18 protein-coding genes are annotated in these 21360 nt (G+C 61.6%); 15 read left to right on the plus strand and 3 right to left on the minus strand.

Translation table 11 applies throughout. The features are described 5' to 3' along the window. Positions 1-3: 3 nt before the first annotated feature. The 9 genes from AC3ANW_RS07915 (at position 4) to typA (ending at position 10898) form a co-directional block, all read left to right on the plus strand. Complete coding sequence (locus AC3ANW_RS07915) at positions 4-699, plus strand: c-type cytochrome (RefSeq protein WP_488344637.1); 696 nt, start codon at positions 4-6, stop codon at positions 697-699. After that, positions 696-1988 carry a c-type cytochrome gene (locus AC3ANW_RS07920; RefSeq protein ID WP_488344638.1) on the plus strand — a complete coding sequence of 431 codons (1293 nt, stop codon included), beginning with the start codon at positions 696-698 and terminating at the stop codon, positions 1986-1988. Before AC3ANW_RS07915 ends, AC3ANW_RS07920 begins: the two co-directional genes overlap by 4 nt. Before the next feature lie 45 nt (positions 1989-2033). Continuing rightward, the gene (locus AC3ANW_RS07925) at positions 2034-2396 is read left to right on the plus strand and encodes a thioredoxin family protein (protein WP_488344639.1); all 363 of its coding nucleotides are present in this window, start codon (positions 2034-2036) and stop codon (positions 2394-2396) included. A gap of 178 nt (positions 2397-2574) precedes the next feature. Beyond that, on the plus strand, positions 2575-3216 hold the full coding sequence (rimP, locus tag AC3ANW_RS07930) for a ribosome maturation factor RimP (RefSeq protein WP_488345381.1): 642 nt from the start codon (positions 2575-2577) through the stop codon (positions 3214-3216). Positions 3217-3288: 72 nt separating this feature from the next. Continuing rightward, positions 3289-4773 (plus strand): transcription termination factor NusA, encoded by a 1485-nt coding sequence (nusA, locus tag AC3ANW_RS07935; protein WP_488344640.1) that lies wholly within the window; start codon positions 3289-3291, stop codon positions 4771-4773. A gap of 25 nt (positions 4774-4798) precedes the next feature. Further along, a complete protein-coding gene (infB, locus tag AC3ANW_RS07940) occupies positions 4799-7690 on the plus strand; it encodes a translation initiation factor IF-2 (protein WP_488344641.1) in 2892 nt (963 codons plus the stop codon). A gap of 21 nt (positions 7691-7711) precedes the next feature. Continuing rightward, positions 7712-8083 (plus strand): 30S ribosome-binding factor RbfA, encoded by a 372-nt coding sequence (rbfA, locus tag AC3ANW_RS07945; protein ID WP_488344642.1) that lies wholly within the window; start codon positions 7712-7714, stop codon positions 8081-8083. A gap of 2 nt (positions 8084-8085) precedes the next feature. Further along, positions 8086-9084, plus strand: coding sequence for a tRNA pseudouridine(55) synthase TruB (gene truB / locus AC3ANW_RS07950; protein ID WP_488344643.1), 999 nt, complete (start codon positions 8086-8088; stop codon positions 9082-9084). Next, positions 9081-10898 carry a translational GTPase TypA gene (typA, locus tag AC3ANW_RS07955; RefSeq protein ID WP_488344644.1) on the plus strand — a complete coding sequence of 606 codons (1818 nt, stop codon included), beginning with the start codon at positions 9081-9083 and terminating at the stop codon, positions 10896-10898. The genes truB and typA overlap by 4 nt, the downstream gene beginning before the upstream one ends. A gap of 76 nt (positions 10899-10974) precedes the next feature. On the opposite strand, the gene AC3ANW_RS07960 is transcribed toward typA, so the two are convergent. Further along, on the minus strand, positions 10975-12300 hold the full coding sequence (locus AC3ANW_RS07960; protein WP_488344645.1) for a PQQ-dependent sugar dehydrogenase: 1326 nt from the start codon (positions 12298-12300) through the stop codon (positions 10975-10977). A gap of 80 nt (positions 12301-12380) precedes the next feature. Next, entirely contained in the window at positions 12381-12860 is a 480-nt protein-coding gene (gene smpB, locus AC3ANW_RS07965) for an SsrA-binding protein SmpB (RefSeq protein WP_488344646.1), read from the minus strand. A 78-nt stretch (positions 12861-12938) separates the two neighbouring features. Here smpB and AC3ANW_RS07970 point away from each other — a divergent pair, with 78 nt between their 5' ends. After that, complete coding sequence (locus AC3ANW_RS07970; RefSeq protein ID WP_488344647.1) at positions 12939-13382, plus strand: type II toxin-antitoxin system RatA family toxin; 444 nt, start codon at positions 12939-12941, stop codon at positions 13380-13382. Beyond that, positions 13372-13677, plus strand: coding sequence for an RnfH family protein (locus AC3ANW_RS07975; RefSeq protein ID WP_488344648.1), 306 nt, complete (start codon positions 13372-13374; stop codon positions 13675-13677). Before AC3ANW_RS07970 ends, AC3ANW_RS07975 begins: the two co-directional genes overlap by 11 nt. Here the strand turns inward: AC3ANW_RS07975 and AC3ANW_RS07980 are convergent. After that, a complete protein-coding gene (locus AC3ANW_RS07980) occupies positions 13674-14204 on the minus strand; it encodes a DUF4124 domain-containing protein (RefSeq protein ID WP_488344649.1) in 531 nt (176 codons plus the stop codon). The genes AC3ANW_RS07975 and AC3ANW_RS07980 overlap by 4 nt on opposite strands. 84 nt (positions 14205-14288) lie before the next feature. On the opposite strand from AC3ANW_RS07980, the gene guaB reads away from it, so the two are divergent. The 4 genes from guaB to AC3ANW_RS08000 all read left to right on the plus strand — a co-directional run bounded on the left by guaB (position 14289) and on the right by AC3ANW_RS08000 (position 21247). Further along, positions 14289-15758 carry an IMP dehydrogenase gene (gene guaB / locus AC3ANW_RS07985; protein ID WP_488344650.1) on the plus strand — a complete coding sequence of 490 codons (1470 nt, stop codon included), beginning with the start codon at positions 14289-14291 and terminating at the stop codon, positions 15756-15758. An 89-nt stretch (positions 15759-15847) separates the two neighbouring features. Continuing rightward, positions 15848-17467, plus strand: a complete 1620-nt coding sequence (gene guaA / locus AC3ANW_RS07990) for a glutamine-hydrolyzing GMP synthase (RefSeq protein WP_488344651.1) — start codon at positions 15848-15850, stop codon at positions 17465-17467. Between the two features lie 694 nt (positions 17468-18161). Then, positions 18162-18656, plus strand: coding sequence for a type IV pilin protein (locus tag AC3ANW_RS07995; RefSeq protein ID WP_488344652.1), 495 nt, complete (start codon positions 18162-18164; stop codon positions 18654-18656). 2 nt (positions 18657-18658) lie between these two features. Further along, entirely contained in the window at positions 18659-21247 is a 2589-nt protein-coding gene (locus AC3ANW_RS08000) for a putative bifunctional diguanylate cyclase/phosphodiesterase (RefSeq protein ID WP_488344653.1), read from the plus strand. Positions 21248-21360 lie beyond the last annotated feature (113 nt).

Here is a 21360-nt window from a genome sequence, read left to right on the forward strand (position 1 = left end):
CCCATGAAAACCCGTGGGCGTCGCTGGATGTGGGGTGCCTTCCTGGCGATGGCCGCCATGTGCGGCGCACGCGCGGAGGCGCAGCCGGTCGCCCTGGCCGCCAGGGCATGCAGCGTCTGCCACGGAGCAGCGGGCATCGCTACCAATCACGGCTACTTTCCGCGCATCGCCGGCAAACCCCAGGGCTACCTCTACCACCAGCTGCTGAATTTCCGCGACGGACGGCGTCACTACGCGGCGATGTCGCAACTGCTGCAGGTGCTGGGCGACGACTACCTGATGGAGATCGCCGGCTACTTTGCATCGCAGCAACTGCCGTACCCGCCGCCGCAGACCGTCGGCGCGGCCCCCGAGGTGCTGGCGCTGGGCGAACGACTGGTGCGGCGAGGCGATCCGATGCGGCAGATTCCCGCCTGCGTTTCCTGCCACGGCGTCGCCATGACGGGAGTCCAGCCTTTCGTGCCCGGCTTGTTGGGTCTGCCGCGCGACTATCTGAATGCGCAGATGGGCGCCTTCCAGACCGGCCAGCGCAAAGCCCTCGCGCCCGATTGCATGGCGCAGGTGGTGCGGCAGCTGACGCCCGCCGATGTGACCGCCATTTCCACCTGGCTTTCGTCCCAGTCGCTGCCCGCCGATACGCGGCCTGCGACCTCGCATCCGCTTTCCATGCCGATGCCGTGCGGGAGTGTCGTGCGATGACGCTTTCTGTCGTCCGCTGGGTCAAGCGGCTATCGTGGCTGCTGCTGGTCGTGGTTGCGTTGGCCATCCTGGTCTGGCGGCTCAACCTGCTCGACGAACAACCCCTGCCGGAAACCCCGACGCCTTTCGTGCCGACCGCGGAGCAGAAGGCGCGTGGCGCCTACCTGGCGCTGGCGGGTAATTGCGCCGGTTGCCACACCACGCCGGGCGGCGCGGCCTATGCCGGCGGTCGGGCCATCGGCACGCCTTTCGGACTGCTGTATGCGGGAAACCTGACACCGCATGCGGCAGGCCTGGGCGGCTGGTCGCCCGACCATTTCTGGCGCGCGCTGCACAACGGGCGGTCGCGCGACGGGCGCCTGCTGTATCCGGCGTTTCCCTATCCGCATTTCAGCCGCATCGGCCGCGATGATTCGGACGCGCTGTTCGCCTGGCTCACGACCTTGACCCCGGCAAGCGACCGGACGCCAGCGCATGCACTGCGTTTCCCGTTCGACCAACCCGCGGCGCTGGCGGTGTGGCGTGCGCTGTTTTTCAGGCCTGCCGTATATCGGACGCAGCCGGCACAGTCGGCGGAATGGAACCGCGGCGCGTACCTGGTGGCCGGTCTGGGCCATTGCGGTGCCTGTCACAGTCCACGTAACGCGCTGGGCGCGACGGTTGCGGGCGATACGCTGGCCGGTGGCCTGATCCCGTCCCGGAACTGGTATGCGCCATCGTTGCGATCCGCTGCCGAAGCCGGCTTGGCAGGGTGGTCGCAGGCCGATGCGGTCAGCCTGTTGCACACCGGCATTGCGGCCGGAACCAGGGCCGGCGTGGAAGGGCCGATGGCCGAAGTGGTGTTTCGCAGCCTGCAATACCTGAGCGAAGGCGATGTCGGCGCCGTGGCGACCTATCTGCGAAGTCTTCCTCAGGCGGACGCGCCTGAAACCGCTGGTCTTGCGCCGCCCTCCGCCACGGTTCTGGACCGAGGAGGTCGTTTGTACACGCAGAACTGTGCGAGCTGCCACGGCCGGAGCGGGGAGGGCGACGGAGCCTATCCGCCGCTGGCCGGCAATCGTGGCGTGACGATGGTGTCGCCAGCCAACGTGGTGCAGATGATCCTGCACGGCGGCTTCGCGCCGTCCACGGCCGGCAATCCGCGACCCGCCGGCATGCCGCCGTTCCTGCAGGAACTCGACGACACCGAAGTCGCCGCGGTCGCCACCTACATCCGCAACGCCTGGGGCAACCGGGCGGCGACGGTCGATCCGCTGGAAGCCTGGCGCTTGCGCGGCAATGCCCGATAAGGCGCTAGCATCGAACTTTTGCGGCCCGCGGGCCAGAGGCTGAAAATGCAGGATCTGCTGGTGGTGAGTCTGTGTGCCGAATGGTGCGGCGTCTGCCGCGACTGGCGTACGGCTTTCGAAGGCGTGGCGCAACGACACACCGACGGCAGTTTCCGCTGGCTCGACGTGGAAGACGAATCCGAAGTAGCCGGCGACATCGACGTCGAGACCTTTCCGACCGTCATGGTCGCGCGTGGCGGCCGGGTTCTTTTTCTCGGCCCGATCCTCCCGCAACCGGCGCTGCTGGAACGAATGTTGTCCAGCCTGCAGTCGGATGCGGCCGAAATACCCGGTACAGCTGGTTTATTGCAGCGCGTTTTGGCATCTTCTCCCGGAGATCGCATTGCGCAGAACTTGCCGGCGGAGTAGAATTCAAGGCTGACGACCAAATGGGCGGATACCAACCGCCCTTTTTTTATGGTCGATCGGTTTTTATCCGGTCCCGACTTGCGGCCTTGATGTTCGACTCCATGGTGTTCCAGGGGCCGGGCACCAAGGGCATTGCATCCGGGGCCGGCAGCGTTTTTTGGGTGACTTTTACAGCAACGTGGCACTACAGCAGATTGTCGAGACGACCGTCATCGGTCTTGGTTATGACCTCGTGGAGATTGAACGCTCCGCGGGTGGATTGCTGCGCATCACGATCGATCTGCCATGGCAGGGTCATCCGACGCCCGAACAGGTCGCCGCAGGCCTTCCGGAGCAGTTCGTCACGGTGGAAGATTGCGAAAAAGTAACCCGCCAGCTGCAATTTGCGCTGGAAGTCGATGGCGTCGACTACAACCGGCTCGAGGTTTCCTCGCCGGGTATCGATCGCCCTCTGCGCCACCAGCAGGATTACGAGCGATTCGAAGGCGAGATCATCGATCTCACGCTGCGCCAGCCCATCGGTGCTGCCGCCGCCGGCCAGGTGTCGGCCAATCGCAAGAAATTTCGCGGTCGCCTGGAGCGTGCGCCCGAGGGCGGTGAGGCCGTCTGGCAGATCGTCTGGAGCGAAGTCCCCGAGGCAAAGCCGGGTGCCCGCATCAGTCAGAAGCGCATCGATGCCGCCCCGCTGCATGCGATGGCCTTCACGCTGGCCGAGTTGCGCGAGGCGCGACTCGCCCCCATTGTGGATTTCAAGGGACGCAAGTCGCGTGGTGACACCGACGCAGCGGCCGACGCGACCGATCCCGGCGCAGAAGAATGAGCGCCGGCGCGGCCACCCTGGCGAAGGGCGGCCGGTGCCGGATGAAAAAGTACAGGACAGGAGTGTTGTGGCATGAATCGCGAATTGTTGATGCTGGTAGAAGCGATTTCGCGCGAAAAGAACGTCGAGCGTGACGTCGTCTTCGGCGCAGTCGAATCTGCGCTGGCGCAGGCAACCAAAAAGCTCTACAGCGGCGAAGTGGACATCCGCGTGGCGATCGACCGCGACACTGGCGTGTACGAGACTTTCCGCCGCTGGCACGTGGTCCCGGATGAGGCCGGCCTGCAGTTGCCCGAACAGGAAATCCTCCTGTTCGAAGCCAAGGAGCAGATCGCCGACATCGAGGTGGACGAACACATCGAGGAAGCCGTCGAATCCGTGCCCATCGGCCGTATCGGCGCGATGGCGGCCAAGCAGGTCATCCTGCAGAAGATCCGCGACGCTGAGCGCGAAATGCTGCTCAACGACTTCATGTCGCGCGGCGAACGCATCTTCACAGGAACCGTCAAGCGCATGGACAAGGGCGACATCATTGTCGAATCCGGCCGTGTCGAAGGACGCCTGCGCCGCGGCGAGATGATCCCCAAGGAAAACCTGCGCAACGGCGACCGCGTGCGGGCCATGATCATGGAAGTCGACCTGACCCTGCGCGGCGCTCCCATCATCCTGTCGCGCTCGGCTCCCGAGTTCATGATGGAGCTGTTCCGCAACGAAGTGCCCGAGATCGAACAAGGCCTGCTGGAAATCAAGTCCTGCGCCCGCGACCCGGGCAGCCGCGCCAAGATCGCGGTGCTGTCGCACGACAAGCGTGTCGACCCGATCGGCACCTGCGTCGGTGTGCGTGGCACCCGTGTCAACGCGGTCACCAACGAACTGGCCGGCGAACGTGTCGATATCGTGCTGTGGAGCGAAGACCCGGCACAATTCGTCATCGGCGCACTGGCTCCGGCCAATGTGTCCTCCATCGTGGTCGATGAAGAAAAGCACGCCATGGACGTGGTGGTCGACGAGGAAAACCTCGCCATCGCCATCGGCCGCGGCGGTCAGAACGTGCGCCTGGCGTCCGACCTGACAGGCTGGAAGATCAACATCATGGATGCGGCCGAATCTGCCCAGAAGCAGGCTGACGAGACCCAGGCGGGTCGCGCGCTGTTCATGGAAAAGCTAGACGTCGACGAAGAGATCGCAGACATCCTGATCCAGGAAGGTTTCACCAGTCTGGAAGAAGTGGCCTACGTGCCCATCCAGGAAATGCTGGAGATCGAAAGCTTCGACGAAGACACGGTCAACGAACTCCGTTCCCGTGCCAAGGACGCCCTGCTGACGATGGAAATCGCCCGCGAGGAAAATGCCGGCGGTGTTTCGCAAGACCTGCGCGACCTCGAAGGCCTGACGCCCGAACTGATCACCAAGCTGGCGGAAGCCAACGTGAACACCCGCGACGATCTTGCCGACCTCGGCGTAGACGAACTCACTGAAATTACCGGCCAGTCCGCCGACGAGGCCAAGGGCCTGATCCTCAAAGCTCGCGAACATTGGTTCGTGGGCCAAGAGTAAGGGTCGTGGGAGGACCGCAAAGAATATGTCCAGCACAACCGTAGCCGAGTTCGCAACCGAACTCAAGAAGTCCACTGAAACCCTGCTCGATCAGCTCCGGTCCGCCGGCGTGAGCAAGGGGGCTTCGTCCGACGTCCTGACCGAAGGCGACAAGCAGAAGCTCCTGGGCTATCTGCAAGCCAGCCACGGCACCGTCGCCGCCGACCGCAAGAAGATCACCCTGGTGAAGAAATCCACCAGCGAGATCAAGCAGGCCGATGCCACCGGGCGAGCCCGCACCATCCAGGTGGAAGTGCGCAAGAAGCGCACCTTCATCAAGCGCGACGACGGCACCGAAGCCGCCGTCGACGGAGACGTCGAGGTCGAAGTCGTACACGAGGCCGTCCCGCCGGAGCCGACTTATTCGGCAGCCGAAATCGAACTGCAGCGCCGCGAGGAAGAAGCCCGCGGCCAGGCAGACGAGATCCGCGTGCAGGAAGAGGAACTCGCCGACAAGCGCCGCACCCGTGAAGAACGCGAGCAGCGTGAGCGTGAAGCCGAAGAGCGCGCCGCCGCCTATGCCGCCCAGGAACAGGCCAAGAAGGCTCAGGCCGGCATGGAAAAGGCCGAACTGGCCCGCGAGCAGGCTGAAATGAACGCCGCTCGCGCCAAGGCCCAGGCCGAGGCCCGCGAAGCGGCCGAAGCCGAGTCGCGCGCCCGTTCCGCCGAGGAAACCGCCCGCGCCAGCGATCTGGACGCCCGGCGCCGCAAGGCCGAGGCCGAGGCGGCCGCCATCCGTTCGATGATGGCCACCCCCAAGAAGGTGCTGGTCGCCGCCAAGCCGGTCGAGGCCCCGAAACCCGCGGTCAAGCCCGCCGATGCGAAGCCTGGTGTCAAGGGAACGCTGCACAAGCCGGCCGTCGGTACCGGCACCGGTGCACGTCCGGGTGCGCCTGCCGCTCCTGGCACCGGCCCTGGCGCCGGCAAGGAAGTCAAGTCTGCCAAGCTGTCGTCCAGCTGGGCCGGCGATCCTGCCAAGAAGAAGGAAATCAAGACCCGTGGCGACACCTCGGGTGGCGTCGGTCGCAACAGCAACTGGCGCGGTGGGCCTCGTGGCCGCCGTGGCGACAACCGTGGCGATCAGCGCGACGACTTCGCTCAGCAGCAGCCTGTCGAGCAACGTACGCTCGAAGTGCATGTGCCCGAGACCATCACCGTGGCCGAACTGGCCCACAAGATGTCGGTCAAGGCTGCCGAAGTCATCAAGCAACTGATGAAGCTCGGCCAGATGGTCACCATGAACCAGCCGCTGGACCAGGACACCGCGATGATCGTCGTGGAAGAGTTCGGCCACAAGGCTGTGGTGGCGGCGCTGGACGATCCGGAAGCCTTCAGCGAAGAAGACGTCGGCGCACACACGGGTGAATCCCTGCCGCGCGCTCCTGTTGTCACCGTCATGGGTCACGTCGACCACGGCAAGACCTCGCTGCTCGATTACATCCGCCGTGCCAAGGTCGCATCCGGTGAAGCCGGCGGCATCACCCAGCACATCGGTGCGTACCACGTGCAGACTCCCCGCGGCATGGTGTCGTTCCTCGACACCCCCGGCCACGAGGCATTCACTGCGATGCGTGCCCGTGGTGCTCAGGCGACCGACATCGTCATCCTGGTGGTGGCAGCGGACGACGGCGTCATGCCCCAGACCAAGGAAGCCATCAAGCATGCGAAAGCTGCCGGTGTGCCGATCGTGGTCGCGGTCAACAAGATCGACAAACCCGATGCCAACGCCGACCGCGTGAAACAGGAACTGGTGGTCGAACAGGTCGTGCCCGAGGAGTACGGCGGTGATTCTCCGTTCGTCAGTGTCTCGGCCAAGACCGGCCAGGGCATCGACGACCTGCTCGAGCAGGTGCTGCTGCAGGCCGAAGTGCTCGAACTCCGCGCGCCGGTCGATGCCGCCGCCAAGGGTCTGGTCATCGAAGCGCAGCTGGACAAGGGCCGTGGCCCTGTAGCCACCGTGCTGGTGCAGTCCGGTACCCTGAAGACCGGCGACATCGTGCTGGCCGGCCAGACCTACGGCCGCGTGCGTGCCATGGTCGACGAAAACGGCAAGACCACAAAGTCCGCCGGCCCGTCGATCCCGGTCGAAATCCAGGGCCTGACGGAAGTGCCGCAAGCCGGTGACGAATTCATGGTGCTGGGCGACGAACGCCGTGCCCGTGAAATCGCCACCTACCGTGCCGGCAAGTTCCGCAACACCAAGCTGGCGAAGATGCAGGCTGCGAAGCTGGAGAACATGTTCGCCGACATGTCCGGCGGCGAAGTGAAGACCCTTCCGGTCATCATCAAGGCCGACGTGCAGGGTTCCCAGGAAGCGCTGGCCCAGTCGCTGCTCAAGCTGTCGACCGAGGAAGTCCGCGTGCAGATCGTGTACGCAGGCGTCGGTGGCATCAGCGAGTCCGACATCAACCTGGCCATCGCTTCCAAGGCCGTGGTCATCGGCTTCAACGTGCGTGCCGATTCCGGTGCGCGCAAGACGGCCGAAGGCAACGGCATCCAGCTGCACTACTACGACATCATCTATGACGCAGTGGACGAGCTGAAGGCAGCCATGTCGGGCATGCTGGCTCCGGAGCAACGCGAGGAGATCATCGGTACCGCCGAGATCCGCACCGTGTTCGTGGCGTCGAAGATCGGCACCGTGGCCGGTTCGTACATCACCTCCGGCCAGGTCACCCGCAACTGCCGTTTCCGCCTCTTGCGCGAAAACGTGGTCATCTACACCGGCGAAGTCGAATCGGTGAAGCGTCTGAAGGACGACGTGCGCGAGGTCAAGGAAGGCTTCGAGTGCGGTATCAAGCTGCGCAACTACAACGACATCCGTGAGCTGGATCAGTTGGAATTCTTCGAAATCAAGGAAATCGCCCGGACGCTGTAAGGCGGCCCTGCGATCCACGAGATGCCCAAGAAGAAATCGTCAGTCCCCAACCGCGGCTTCCGGGTTGCCGACCAGATCCAGCGCGATCTGTCGGAACTCATCGCCCGCGAGTTGAAGGATCCGCGTGTCGGCATGGTCACGATCCAGGCGGTCGAGGTCACGCCGGACTACGCGCACGCCAAGGTGTTCTTCAGCGTGCTGACGGGCGACAAGGAAGCTGCGCTGGAGGGCTTGAGCCAGGCAGCCGGTTTCCTTCGTGCCGGCCTGTTCAAACGCCTGCACATCCACACCGTGCCCACCTTGCACTTCCAGTTCGACCGCACGCCTGAGCATGCGTCCGACATGAACGCTCTCATCGCGCAGGCTGTCGCTTCGCGTGCCAAGGACGACTGAGCATGAACGCGCCGCGCACCAGGGTGCAACGGCGCCCTGTGCACGGGGTGCTTTTGCTAGACAAGCCGCTGGGGTTCTCCAGCAACGACGCCTTGCAGAAGGCGAAGTGGTTGTTGCGTGCCGAGAAGGCCGGTCATACCGGCACCCTCGACCCGTTGGCGAGCGGCGTGTTGCCCTTGTGTTTCGGCGCGGCCACCAAGTTCAGCCAGCTGCAGCTCGACGCTGCAAAGCGCTACGAAGCGACACTGAAGCTCGGCATTCGCACCAGCACCGCCGATGCGGAAGGCGAGGTCATCGAGGAGCGTCCGGTGCCCCACGTCAGCACCGAGCGGCTGGCCGAGGTGGCTCGGCAATTCACCGGGCCCATCGCCCAGGTGCCGCCCATGCACAGCGCCTTGAAGCGCGACGGCAAGGCTCTATATGAATACGCTCGCGCCGGCATCGAAGTCGAACGCGAGGCACGGCAGGTCACCATCCACGCGCTGGACCTGTCGTTCACGACCACCACGGATGGCTTGCCGGCCATCCGTATGGAAGTCACCTGCAGCAAGGGCACCTACATCCGCACGCTCGGTGAAGACGTGGGACAGGCGCTGGGCTGCGGAGGACATCTGGTGATGCTGCGGCGCACCGGAACCGGGCATTTCGATGTTTCGCAGGCGATCAGCCTGGCCGAACTCGAAGCGCTGGATCCCGAGCAACGCCTGGACAGCCTGCTGCCGACCGAGTCGCTGCTGGCCGACCATGAGCGCGTCACATTGGGCACGGAAGATGCGGTTCGTTTTCTGTCGGGCATGCGCCGTCGTGGTGCCTGGCCGGATGCAGACCGCGTCGCCGTCTTCGGCACGGAGCCGCCCGCGCTGCTGGGTGCCGCCCAGATCCGCGGCGGCGAACTGATCCCCAGCCGCCTGCTGAGCCCTATCGAGATCCAGCAAATTTTGCAGAAAGAGAGAACGCCCGGAGCCGTCGTCTTGGCCGCGGGCATCGAGGAAACCTTATGAGCAAGCAAATCCGCAACATCGCCATCATCGCCCACGTCGACCATGGCAAAACGACCATGGTCGACCAACTGCTGCGTCAGTCGGGCACCTTCGCCGACCATGAAAAGGTCGTCGATACCGTCATGGACAACAACGCGATTGAAAAGGAACGTGGCATCACGATCCTGGCCAAGAACTGCGCCGTGACCTGGGAAGGCACCCACATCAACATCGTCGACACCCCGGGCCACGCGGACTTCGGCGGCGAAGTCGAGCGCGCCCTGTCGATGGTCGACGGCGTCGTGCTGCTGATCGACGCGCAAGAGGGCCCCATGCCCCAGACCCGTTTCGTGACCAAGAAGGCACTGGCCCTGGGCCTGAAGCCGATCCTGGTGGTCAACAAGGTCGACAAGCCGGGCGCCAACCCCGACAAGGTCGTGAACCAGGCTTTCGATCTTTTCGACAAGCTCGGTGCAACCGACGAACAACTGGATTTCCCGGTCGTGTACGCCTCCGGCATCAACGGCTGGTCTTCGCTCGAAGAAGGCAAGCCCGGCGAACAGTGGGGCCCTGACATGTCGGCCCTGTTCAACACCATCCTGAAGCACGTGCCTTCGCAAAAGGGTGACCCGGCCGCACCGCTGCAACTGCAGATCTCGGCGCTGGACTTCTCGACCTTCGTCGGCCGTATCGGCGTGGGCCGCATCAGCCAGGGCACGCTGAAGCCCATGCAGGACGTGGTCGTCATGGAAGGTCCGGACGGCAAGGCCGTCAAGGGCCGCATCAACCAGGTGCTGACATTCCAGGGCCTGGAGCGCGTGCAGTCCACCGAAGCCGGCCCTGGTGAAATCGTGCTGATCAACGGCATCGCCGACATCGGCATCGGCGTCACCGTGACCGACCCGGCCAACCCGGCACCTCTGCCGATGCTCAAGGTGGACGAACCCACCCTGACCATGAACTTCTGCGTCAACACCAGCCCGTTGGCCGGTCGCGAAGGCAAGTACGTCACCAGCCGCCAGATCTGGGATCGCCTGCAGAAGGAACTGCAGCACAACGTCGCGCTGCGCGTCAGCGAAACCGACGAAGAAGGCATTTTCGAAGTGATGGGCCGCGGTGAACTCCACCTGACCATCCTGCTGGAAAACATGCGCCGCGAAGGCTACGAGATGGCTGTGTCGAAGCCGCGTGTGGTGTTCCGCGACATCGACGGCGTTCGCCACGAACCCATCGAACTGGTGACAGCCGACCTGGAAGAAACCCATCAGGGCGGCGTGATGCAGGCCCTGGGCGAACGCAAGGGCGAACTGGTCAACATGGAGTCCGACGGCCGCGGCCGCGTTCGCCTCGAATACCGCATCCCGGCCCGTGGTCTGATCGGTTTCACCAATGAATTCCTGAACCTGACCCGTGGTTCCGGCCTCATCAGCAACATCTTCGACAGCTACGAACCCCACAAGGGTGACATCGGCGGCCGCAAGAACGGCGTGCTGATCTCCATGGACGACGGTGAAATCTTCACCTATGCCCTGGGCAAGCTGGACGACCGCGGCCGCATGTTCGTGAAGGCGAACGATCCTGTATACGAAGGCATGATCGTCGGCATCCACAGCCGCGACAACGATCTGGTGGTCAACGCTACCCGTACCAAACAGCTGACCAACTTCCGTGTCAGCGGCAAGGAAGACGCGATCAAGATCACGCCCCCGATCGACTGCACGCTGGAATACGGCGTCGAGTTCATCGAGGACGACGAACTGGTCGAAATCACGCCCAAGTCGATCCGCCTGCGCAAGCGTTTCCTGACCGAAAGCGAACGCAAGCGCAACAAGTAAGTCCTGCGCTGCCGGCACGGAAAAGCCCCGCACGCGGGGCTTTTTTTCGTCTGCGCGGAACGCAGGTGAGGTTGCTTCAGCGCGCCGTGCCGACCACACGCCAGACGGTGTTGCCCACATCGTCGGCTACCAGCAGGCCGCCTTTCGTGTCGATCACCACACCGACCGGACGGCCGCTGGCGTCACCGTCCTTGTCGACGAAGCCGGTGAGCACATCGACCGGGCTGCCCGACGGCTTGCCGTTGGCGAACGGCACGAACACCACCTTGTAGCCGCTGCGGGGCTTGCGGTTCCAGGAACCGTGCTCGCCGATGAACACGCCGTTGGCGAACGGTGCCGGCAGCTTGTTGCCGTTGGCGAACGTCATGCCGAGAGGCGCCACATGGTTGCCCAGGCCGTAGTCCGGGGCGATCGCCTTGGCGACCATGGCCGGGTTGGCCGGCTGGGCGCGTTCGTCCACATGCTGGCCCCAATAGCTGAAAGGCCAGCCGTAGAAGGCGCCGTCCTTTACCGATGTCAGGTAATCGGGCACCAGGTCGCTGCCCAGCTCATCGCGTTCGTTCACCACGGTCCAGAGCGCGCCGGTGGTGGGCTCCCATCCCATGCCGTTCGGGTTGCGCAGGCCGCTGGCGAAGATGCGATGGCTGCCGCTGGCGCGGTCCACTTCCCAGATGGCGGCCCGGCCTTCCTCCTTGTCCAGGCCGTTTTCGCCGACGTTGCTGTTCGAACCCACCGACACATACAGCTTCGAGCCGTCGGCGCTGGCGATGACGTTCTTGGTCCAGTGGTGATTGATTTCGGAAGGCAGATCGACCACTTTCGTCGCCGGCGCGCTGATGGAGGTCACGCCCTCCTGGTAGGGAAACTTGACCAGCGCGTCTGCGTTGGCCACGAACAGCTCGTTCCCCACCAAAACCATGCCGTAGGGCGAGGTGAGGTTCGCCAGGAAGGTGGTCCTGGTTTCCGCCACGCCGTCGCCGTTGGCGTCACGCAGCAGGGTGATCCGGTCGGCGCTGGGCACCTTGGAGCCTGCGCGTTTCATCACCAGGCCCTGCACCCAGGCCTTGGGACCGCCCGATTTCTCTTTTTCGCCCTTGGGTGGCGCATCGCTCTCGGCGACCAGCACGTCGCCGTTGGGCAGCACATACAGCCAGCGCGGATGCTGGAGATTGTCCGCGTACTTGATCACCATCGTGCCGGCCGCTGCCTGCGGCATGGCACCGTCGCGCCAGCCCTTGGCCGGCGCGATGTTCAAGGTGGGGATGAGGGATTTTTGCGGTGCCGGAATGGTGGGGCTGGGGCCGACACCGGCGGATTCCGGCAAAAGCGACTTGTCGCCGCAAGCCGCCAGGGCGCAGGCGGCGATGATCGAAAGGGTGATGCGGGTGAGGCGGATGGACATGGCTTCTCCTTGGGATTTTTGTATCCCGGCCAATGTCTCATCGTAAAAACGCCGTGTTTGTAGGCGACCGGCGCAACCGTTTAGCGGCTGTGCACTTTCATTGCCCGCTCGACCTCGCGTTTGCCTTCGCGGTCCTTGATGGTGTCGCGTTTGTCGTGTTCGGCCTTGCCCTTGCCCAGCGCAATCTCGCATTTCACCTTGCCGGCCTTCCAATGCAGGTTGAGCGGCACCAGTGTGTAGCCCTTCTGTTCGACCTTGCCGATGAGGCGCCGGATCTGTTCCTTGTGCAGCAGCAGTTTCTTGGTGCGCACCGCGTCGGGCGAGACATGGGTGGAAGCCGAGTTGAGCGGATTGATCTGGCAGCCGATGACGAACATTTCGCCGTTGCGGATGACCACATAACCATCGGTCAGCTGGACCTTGCCTTCGCGCAGGGCCTTCACTTCCCAGCCTTGCAGCACCATGCCTGCCTCGAAACGTTCTTCGATGAAGTAGTTGAAGATCGCCTTCTTGTTCTCGGCGATGCGACCGTCGGTGGTGGTGGATTTCTTGGTGGCCATGGATTCGTATATGGGGGCGCGTCGCCAAATTCTTGAAGTTTCTACAATCGGCCGGCAAGACACTGAGCCAGCGATTCTATGAAAACCGTCACCAAGTCCGTACTGATCTGGTACAGCCCCGAAGAGATGTTCAACCTGGTCACCGATGTGGCCAGCTATCCGCAGTTTCTGCCATGGTGCGATCGCGCCTCGGTTCTCTCACAGGATGGCACCGGCATGACCGCCCAGGTCGGCATTTCCTTCAGCGGCATACGCCAGTCCTTCACTACCCGAAACACCCACGTTCCCGGCCGGGAGGTGCATATGCAGCTCATCGACGGACCGTTTTCGCAACTGGAGGGCCAGTGGAAATTCCAGCCGGTGGGCGAGGGCGACCAGCGCGCCTGCCGCATCGAATTCGAACTTCGCTACGGGTTTTCCAATATCGCGCTGGCCACGCTCGTCGGCCCGGTGTTCGACCGTATCGCCGGCAGCATGGTCGATGCCTTCGTCAAGCGCGCCGAAGAGGTCTATGGCGGCTGAGCTGAACCTGGTCGTCGCCATCGACCGCGGCCACCGGCAGGTCGAAGAACGGAGTCTGTCGCTGCCGGCTGGCTGCTGCCTGGCGGATGCCTTGCGGGCCGCTGCCTGCGCGCCCGATAGCGACGCCGGCATCTGGGGCCGCACGCAGCCGGCGAAGACACTGCTGGCGGACGGAGATCGTGTCGAGGTCTATCGCAGCTTGCGGGTCGATCCCAAGACCGCCCGCCGCGAGCGGTTTCGCCAGCAGGGCAAACGCGGTACCGGCCTGTTCGCCCGAAAGCCGCCTGAAAACTAGCTGCAGTCGCTGGAGATGATCGCGCGGGTGCGCTGCGATTCGGTCTGGCGTGTCTGTTCGTCCATGAAACTGCGTTCACCCTGCGCGTTGATTTGAGCGATGCGCACGCCCGAATCGAGCGAAGCCTGGGCCTGGCGCGCGCGTTGGCAGTTGTCGGCGCGGGCCGCCGCCTGCCGGGCTTCGTCCGCGGTCTTCTTCGAGGTCTCGGCAGCTTCTGCCTGCTTGCGTTTTTCTTCCAGTTCGCCGTCCTTGCCGGGCAGCTTCGGTGGCGTCAGCGCGGCGCTGCCGGGCACTGCCGGGACCACAGGTGCATCGGGCCTGGTGGGAAGGCCGGGTGAACGTGGCATGCCGGGCTGCCGCAGGATGCTGCGTTCCGGCACGTCCATCGGCGGCGGACGGTCGCTGAAGACCTTGCGACCGTTCTTGTCCGTCCAGATGTACTGAGCCAGGGCTGGCGACGCGGCGCCGGCCAGCAGCAGCAGGGCAGCTCCAGCAATGAGTACGCGGGCTGGGCGGTCGGTTTTCATCGCGCCAGTGTAGCCCGGCGAAACACCGGCGCGACAAACGGTAACCGTCGGGCGGGTACAATCGTTTTTTTGGAGCTTTGAGACATGCGCCTCCTCGGCAAAGCGCTCACCTTCGACGATGTGTTGTTGGTTCCCGCGTACTCCCAGGTCCTGCCCAAGGACACCACCCTCGCCACACGGTTCTCCCGCAACATCATGTTGAACATCCCGCTGGTCTCAGCGGCGATGGACACCGTGACCGAAGCGCGCCTGGCCATCGCCATCGCGCAGGAAGGCGGCATCGGCATCGTTCACAAGAACCTGACGCCGGCCGAGCAGGCGGCGCAAGTCGCCAAGGTGAAGCGATACGAATCCGGCGTGCTGCGCGAACCGGTTGTCATCACCCCCTCGCATACGGTGCTGCAGGTCAAGCAGATGTCCGAAGAACTCGGCATCTCGGGATTCCCGGTCATCGACGGCGGCCGGGTGGTCGGCATCGTCACCGGCCGCGATCTGCGTTTCGAGACCCGCCTCGACATCCCGGTGCGAGACATCATGACGCCGCGCGAAAAGCTCATCACCGTCGGCGAAGGCACCTCGCCGGCGGACGCCCGCGCGCTGCTGCACAAACACAAGCTCGAACGCCTGCTGGTGGTCGACGATGCCTGGCAGCTCAGCGGCCTGATCACCGTCAAGGACATTACCAAGCAGACCAATTTCCCCAACGCCGCACGCGACGCCTCCGGTCGTCTGCGGGTGGGTGCCGCGGTCGGCGTGGGCGATGGCACCGAGGAACGCGTCGAAGCACTGGTCAAGGCCGGTGTCGACGCCATCGTGGTCGACACCGCCCACGGCCACAGCAAGGGCGTGATCGACCGTGTCCGCTGGGTCAAGCAGAACTATCCTCAGATCGACGTCATCGGCGGCAACATCGCTACCGGTGCCGCGGCTCTGGCGCTGGTCGAAGCCGGTGCCGATGCGGTCAAGGTCGGCATCGGACCTGGCTCCATCTGCACCACCCGCATCGTCGCCGGCGTGGGTGTGCCGCAGATCATGGCGGTCGACAGCGTCGCTACCGCCCTGCGGGGCACCGGCGTGCCGCTGATCTCCGACGGCGGTGTGCGTTATTCCGGTGACATCGCCAAGGCCATCGCGGCCGGTGCGGGCACCGTGATGATGGGCAGCATGTTCGCCGGCACCGAAGAGGCACCGGGCGAAATCGTGCTCTTCCAGGGTCGCAGCTACAAGAGCTACCGCGGCATGGGTTCCATCGGCGCCATGCAGCAAGGCAGCGCCGACCGCTACTTCCAGGAATCCACCACCGGCAACCCCAATACCGACAAGCTCGTTCCGGAGGGCATCGAAGGCCGTGTTCCCTACAAGGGTTCCATCGTGTCGATCCTGTTCCAGCTGGCCGGCGGCGTGCGCGCATCCATGGGCTATTGCGGCTGCGCCACCATCGAAGAGATGCAGGACAAGGCCGAGTTCGTGGAAATCACTTCCGCCGGCATCCGTGAAAGCCACGTCCACGACGTGCAGATCACGAAAGAAGCTCCCAACTACCGCGCTGGCTGAACGTCATCGCACAGTGACCACAGCCGCCGCGAACCGTTCGCGGCGGCATTCTTTTTTCTGACGTACCGCCCACCACGAGGCAGCCCGCCATGCACCAGAAGATCCTCATCCTCGACTTCGGCTCCCAGGTCACCCAGCTCATCGCCCGCCGCGTGCGTGAAGCCCATGTGTACTGCGAAGTCCATCCCTGCGACGTGACCGAAGACTGGGTGCGCGAATACGCTGCCGACGGCCACCTGAAGGGCGTGATCCTCTCCGGCAGCCATGCAAGCGTCTACGAGGACTACACCGACAAGGCGCCCCAGTGCGTGTTCGACCTGGGCATCCCGGTGCTGGGCATCTGCTACGGCATGCAGACCATGGCGCACCAGCTCGGCGGCAAGGTCGAAGGCGGCCATACGCGTGAATTCGGCTTCGCCCAGATCCGCGCACACGGCCACACCAAACTGCTCGAAGGCATCGAGGACAGCACGAATGCGGAAGGGCACGGCCTGCTCGACGTCTGGATGAGCCACGGCGACAAGGTCACCGAACTGCCGCCCGGCTTCAAGTTGATGGCCAGCACCCCCAGCTGCCCCATCGCGGGCATGGCCGACGAGGCGCGCGGTTTCTACGCGGTGCAGTTCCATCCCGAAGTGACCCACACGCGGCAGGGCCAGGCACTGCTGAACCGCTTCGTGCTGGACATCTGCGCCACCCGCCCCGACTGGGTGATGGGCGACTACATCGAAGAGGCCGTAGCCCGCATCCGCGAGCAGGTGGGAGACGAGGAAGTCATCCTGGGCCTGTCCGGCGGCGTCGATTCGTCGGTGGCCGCAGCACTCATCCATCGCGCCATCGGCGACCAGCTGATCTGCGTCTTCGTCGACCACGGCCTGCTGCGCCTGAACGAGGGCGACATGGTCATGGACATGTTCGAAGGCAAGCTGCACGCCAAGGTCGTGCGGGTCGATGCCGCCGACCAGTTCATGGGCAAGCTCGCCAGCGTGGCAGACCCCGAAGCCAAACGCAAGATCATCGGCCGCGAATTCGTCGAGGTCTTCAAGGCGGAAGCTGCGCGGCTGAAAGCCGGCGGCGACGGCGCCATCAAGGGCGCGACCTTCCTGGCGCAGGGCACCATCTATCCGGACGTCATCGAATCCGGCGGCGCCAAGAGCAAGAAGGCCGTCACCATCAAGAGCCACCACAACGTCGGCGGCCTGCCGGAACAACTCGGCCTGAAGCTGCTCGAACCCCTGCGCGAACTGTTCAAGGACGAAGTCCGTGAACTGGGCGTTGCCCTGGGCTTGCCGACCGAGATGGTGTACCGCCACCCGTTCCCCGGGCCGGGCCTGGGCGTGCGGATCCTGGGCGAAGTGAAGAAGGAATATGCCGACCTGCTGCGTCGGGCCGACGCCATCTTCATCGAGGAGCTGCGCAACTTCGTCGACGCCGAAACCGGCAAGACCTGGTACGAGCTAACCAGCCAGGCCTTCACCGTCTTTTTGCCGGTGAAGAGCGTTGGGGTGATGGGCGACGGCCGCACCTACGACTATGTGGTGGCCCTGCGTGCGGTGCAGACCAGCGACTTCATGACTGCCGACTGGGCCGAACTGCCCTACGCGTTGTTGAAGAAGGTTTCGGGCCGCATCATCAACGAGGTGCGTGGCATCAACCGGGTGACCTACGACGTGAGCAGCAAGCCGCCGGCGACCATCGAGTGGGAATAATTCTGGAATGGGAATTAACCGGAAATTTTCGCTGAGCTGAAACACCCAAGCCCCTGTCAGCAGGGGCTTTTTTCTGCCTCGACATAGAAATGAGCAGAAGGGCCCCGAACCGAGAAGAAGCCCGTCTGTATTGGGATACGCCCATCTGGTGACCGACATCCAGAATCTGGATAACGCCGCCGCCGTGCGTCGGCCCGAGCGCGGCGCGAATGCCACCTGCCAAAAAACGAACTGAATGACCTGCCATCGCCAGATGCAGCAGCGGCCTCAGCTTTGCCCACCTGCGCTCTGTTCTGACGGTCTGCCGGCCCCAGAACGCCACTGCCGCCCGACGCATCGCTACGAGCGCCCCCGCCCACGTCGTAACGTCCACGACTGCCCTTGGTCCGTATTCAACGGTTGCCGCACGGCTGTTGTCGACATGGCTGGCAAGGATCAAGGGCAATCGGCTGATGTCCGCCTTACCGGTGACGCCTGGCCGGGGACATGCTCTGATGTCTTCTCGGCAGTGAGTTGAACGCTGAGAAGTGCACATTCAAGACATTTTTTCATGGCGTGTGCTTTTCTTTGCGTTACATATATCGCATTTGCTTTGCAATTTTGTATGCTTGGATATTCCTCAGCGGGTCGAGATCAGGCCTGCGGTTATATGACTGAGAATTGTTTGCATTGCGTGTATTCGGTTTAACCAAGAATGTCAGTCCTGAATATTTCACAAAAAGCTTATAGGTTGTTCTTCGCCGAAAGACGGCGGATGCTAGGGTTTACCATTATCGAGTTGATGCTGGTGCTGGGCGTTCTAGGAGTGTTGAGTGCAATAGCGGTTCCCAGTTATCGTTCCTACGTGGCGCGTGCAGAAATGGCGCAAGTCATTCTTGATATGAGCGCAATTGACATTCTTATAAAAGCATATGAAATGGAATACGGGAAGCTGCCCGACACATTGGAAGAAATTGGTTGGACGAAGCCTGATAAATGGGGGAATCAATACTATTATTTGAATATGGATGGGGCATCCGTTGGACAAAAGAGAAAGGACCGGTCCTTGCATCCCCTCAACAGTGATTATGACTTGTACAGCGCTGGACCTGACGGCAAGACGACCACCCCTTTGACCGCGAAAATAAGTCAGGATGATATTATCCGTGCCAATAATGGCGCTTATATCGGTGTCGCTAAAGATTATTAATAATGTCTGACGCTGGTCGGTTATTTGTCAAGAGCCGCATTGGCAAAAAGATTTTCCTTACCTTTTTGTTCATCGTAGCCCTGCCATTGGTCGGGATTTCGTTGCTTTCGCGGGAGATCAGCGAATATGTGCTAACAAAATCAACCGATCAGCTTCTAAAAGATTCCACCAAAGCTGTGGGTCTTAATTTGCTCGACCGTCTGCGCGGCGGCGAAGCCATCCTGAGGGTCGTCACTTCAGAAAATGGCGTAGGCAGTACAAATGCGGATGCGACCAGGCGTGCACAGATAATATTCTCTGAAATAAAATTTCAATCCGAATCGGAGCGTGTCAAACCTGGCACCTCGATCATTCGTGTGATTCCAAGCGGGTCGTCAGGTCTTCAGGATGTCGAGATAATCATCTCCGACCATACTACCGGTAAAGTTGCGATTGGCGTATTAAATCAAGATTTCTTATGGGAAAATTTGGAGAGTGCGTTCTACACCTTATGCGTTGAAGGCAAAGAATGGCGTGCTGCTCACTGCCATGGACCCCAGCTGCCGGATGTCGCCACAGTTATAAGTAGTCGGCCACTTTATTTCCGGCCATACATGGAAGGCGAGCCCTGGCAGCTTCAGGCAATTGCCGCTCCAAATGTGGCTGATTATCTACCGGTCAAACTGGGTGCAATCTTTGCGTATGCTGCTGCGTTGTCCTTGCTGCTTGCCCTAAGCGTAAGCGCCTTGTTTATAAGAAGGGCGACCAAGCCCCTGGATGCATTGATTACTGCAACGGACGCGGTGAGGCGCGGCGAATTTTCACATCAGATTCCCTTGGCCGGATTAAGGGATGAATTTATAGATGTGGCTCACTCGTTTAATTCAATGGCATCAACCATTGGCGATGACATTGCATTCATGAAATTGCTCTCCGACATGGATACGGCGATTTTAGCGCGCAGCCCGATCGGCATCACAATCTCGTTGGGTCTTTCACATTTCATGAGGCACGCCGCATGCAAGGAATGGAGTATATATGTGTTCCGCGAAGGCCGGAATACTGCCGAAATTTATTCATTGGCGGGCGGTGGAGCTGTTCAGCGGTCGACCGACATTCTTATCGAAGGTGGTTATCGCGCCATCGGATCAGCCGGTACACCCATTGCGATTGTCGATACGACGGCAGTCATTTTGGTCGGCGTGAAAAATTTAGATTTACTTCCAGAGCTGGGGCAAGATCTGGAAGCGGTGAAATCGAAAATTGCCATTGCTGTCAGTTCCGAGCAGCACGAGCAGATTCTGGTTTCCAGGGCTGCGCACGATAGTTTGACTCACCTTCTGAATCGTTTGGGGCTTGTCGATAAACTGAACGGTTTAGTGGCCCGGCCTTATGCTGCACCTCATTTTGCAGTGGTATATCTGGACCTCGATGGATTCAAAGAGGTGAATGACGCGTATGGTCACGATGTAGGCGATCGATTGTTGAAAAAAGTCGCGGATAGGATTTCTGCCTCACTGGAACGTTCGGAGCTTGCATTGGCACGCATGGGTGGTGACGAGTTCGTATTTTTGCTACCCATAGATGAAGGAAATTCATACGCGAAGCGTATCGACGCTGTGCTGCATGATTTGCAGCTGATATTTGATATTGACGAGTTACAGATTCAAGTTGGTGCAAGTATGGGAGTGGCACGTTTTCCTGCAGATGCCGGCAACCAAAGCGACTTATTGAAATGTGCCGACCTGGCCATGTATGCAGCAAAATCGAACGGCCGTAATCAGACCATATTTTTTGAAAGTTCATTAAATAGTGCGGCAGCGGAGCGAATTGAGCTTCGCCGGGATTTAAGCAGTGCACTGATCCGACGTCAATTTTATGTCGTTTATCAGCCGCGTGTGAGCTGCAAAGATCTCGCGCACGAGTCGGCAGAAGCTTTGATTCGTTGGCAGCATCCCACGCATGGGAATATTCCGCCAGACAAATTTATTTCCCTCGCGGAAGAGTCGGGGCAAATCCTGGAAATCGGATATTGGGTTTTGAGCGAGGCGGCAAACCAGATGAATGAGTGGCAATTGGATAGTTCTGTAGCAATAAGAAAGGTGTCTGTCAATATTTCGCCAATCCAGTTAATGGCGGATGATTTTTTACATACAGTGCAAAAAATCGTCGAAAGAAGTGGTGCCGCAGTTTCAAGCATCGAACTGGAAGTCACCGAGGGGGCGTTGATCAAGGATATTGACAAGGCGACCAGGAAACTAAATCGGCTTCGAGAGATTGGTTTCTCAATCGCCCTGGACGATTTTGGTGTTGGATATTCTGCTATGAGCTATTTAAGCGTGCTGCCGTTTGACACGTTAAAAATTGACAAAAGTTTTGTAAGCCGGCTGGGTTTGGATGACTCGGCCTATGCAATTGCATCTGCAATTGTTGCGCTCGGAAAAGCGTTGGGAAAAAACATTGTGGCGGAGGGCGTAGAAACTCGAGAGCAGGCGCAAACGCTGATAGATCTTGGAGTGGATGAATTGCAGGGTTATTTGTATAGCAAGCCGTTGCGGCCGAAAGATCTATCAAGTCTGCTCAGTAACGCACCGGTCAACCGGCTGCATTAAGTTTTGAAGTGGGCGCGATGACAACTTTCATGTTCGGAAAAGTCCTGCGTGTCTGACACACGTTGGAAACGGGATCGACGAACCGACTGCCGAGAAAATACGCCCCGACATCA

Source organism: Xylophilus sp. PBN-3R (assembly GCF_057747805.1).

What these genes read in the sequence shown, in the direction of transcription:
- AC3ANW_RS07915 (WP_488344637.1), top strand. Translation starts at nt 4, where the DNA reads ATGAAAACCCGTGGGCGTCGCTGGATGTGGGGTGCCTTCCTGGCGATG.
- AC3ANW_RS07920 (WP_488344638.1), top strand. Translation starts at nt 696, where the DNA reads ATGACGCTTTCTGTCGTCCGCTGGGTCAAGCGGCTATCGTGGCTGCTG.
- AC3ANW_RS07925 (WP_488344639.1), top strand. Translation starts at nt 2,034, where the DNA reads ATGCAGGATCTGCTGGTGGTGAGTCTGTGTGCCGAATGGTGCGGCGTC.
- nusA (WP_488344640.1), top strand. Translation starts at nt 3,289, where the DNA reads ATGAATCGCGAATTGTTGATGCTGGTAGAAGCGATTTCGCGCGAAAAG.
- infB (WP_488344641.1), top strand. Translation starts at nt 4,799, where the DNA reads ATGTCCAGCACAACCGTAGCCGAGTTCGCAACCGAACTCAAGAAGTCC.
- rbfA (WP_488344642.1), top strand. Translation starts at nt 7,712, where the DNA reads ATGCCCAAGAAGAAATCGTCAGTCCCCAACCGCGGCTTCCGGGTTGCC.
- truB (WP_488344643.1), top strand. Translation starts at nt 8,086, where the DNA reads ATGAACGCGCCGCGCACCAGGGTGCAACGGCGCCCTGTGCACGGGGTG.
- typA (WP_488344644.1), top strand. Translation starts at nt 9,081, where the DNA reads ATGAGCAAGCAAATCCGCAACATCGCCATCATCGCCCACGTCGACCAT.
- AC3ANW_RS07960 (WP_488344645.1), bottom strand. Translation starts at nt 12,300, where the DNA reads ATGTCCATCCGCCTCACCCGCATCACCCTTTCGATCATCGCCGCCTGC.
- smpB (WP_488344646.1), bottom strand. Translation starts at nt 12,860, where the DNA reads ATGGCCACCAAGAAATCCACCACCACCGACGGTCGCATCGCCGAGAAC.
- AC3ANW_RS07970 (WP_488344647.1), top strand. Translation starts at nt 12,939, where the DNA reads ATGAAAACCGTCACCAAGTCCGTACTGATCTGGTACAGCCCCGAAGAG.
- AC3ANW_RS07975 (WP_488344648.1), top strand. Translation starts at nt 13,372, where the DNA reads ATGGCGGCTGAGCTGAACCTGGTCGTCGCCATCGACCGCGGCCACCGG.
- AC3ANW_RS07980 (WP_488344649.1), bottom strand. Translation starts at nt 14,204, where the DNA reads ATGAAAACCGACCGCCCAGCCCGCGTACTCATTGCTGGAGCTGCCCTG.
- guaB (WP_488344650.1), top strand. Translation starts at nt 14,289, where the DNA reads ATGCGCCTCCTCGGCAAAGCGCTCACCTTCGACGATGTGTTGTTGGTT.
- guaA (WP_488344651.1), top strand. Translation starts at nt 15,848, where the DNA reads ATGCACCAGAAGATCCTCATCCTCGACTTCGGCTCCCAGGTCACCCAG.
- AC3ANW_RS07995 (WP_488344652.1), top strand. Translation starts at nt 18,162, where the DNA reads ATGTCAGTCCTGAATATTTCACAAAAAGCTTATAGGTTGTTCTTCGCC.
- AC3ANW_RS08000 (WP_488344653.1), top strand. Translation starts at nt 18,659, where the DNA reads ATGTCTGACGCTGGTCGGTTATTTGTCAAGAGCCGCATTGGCAAAAAG.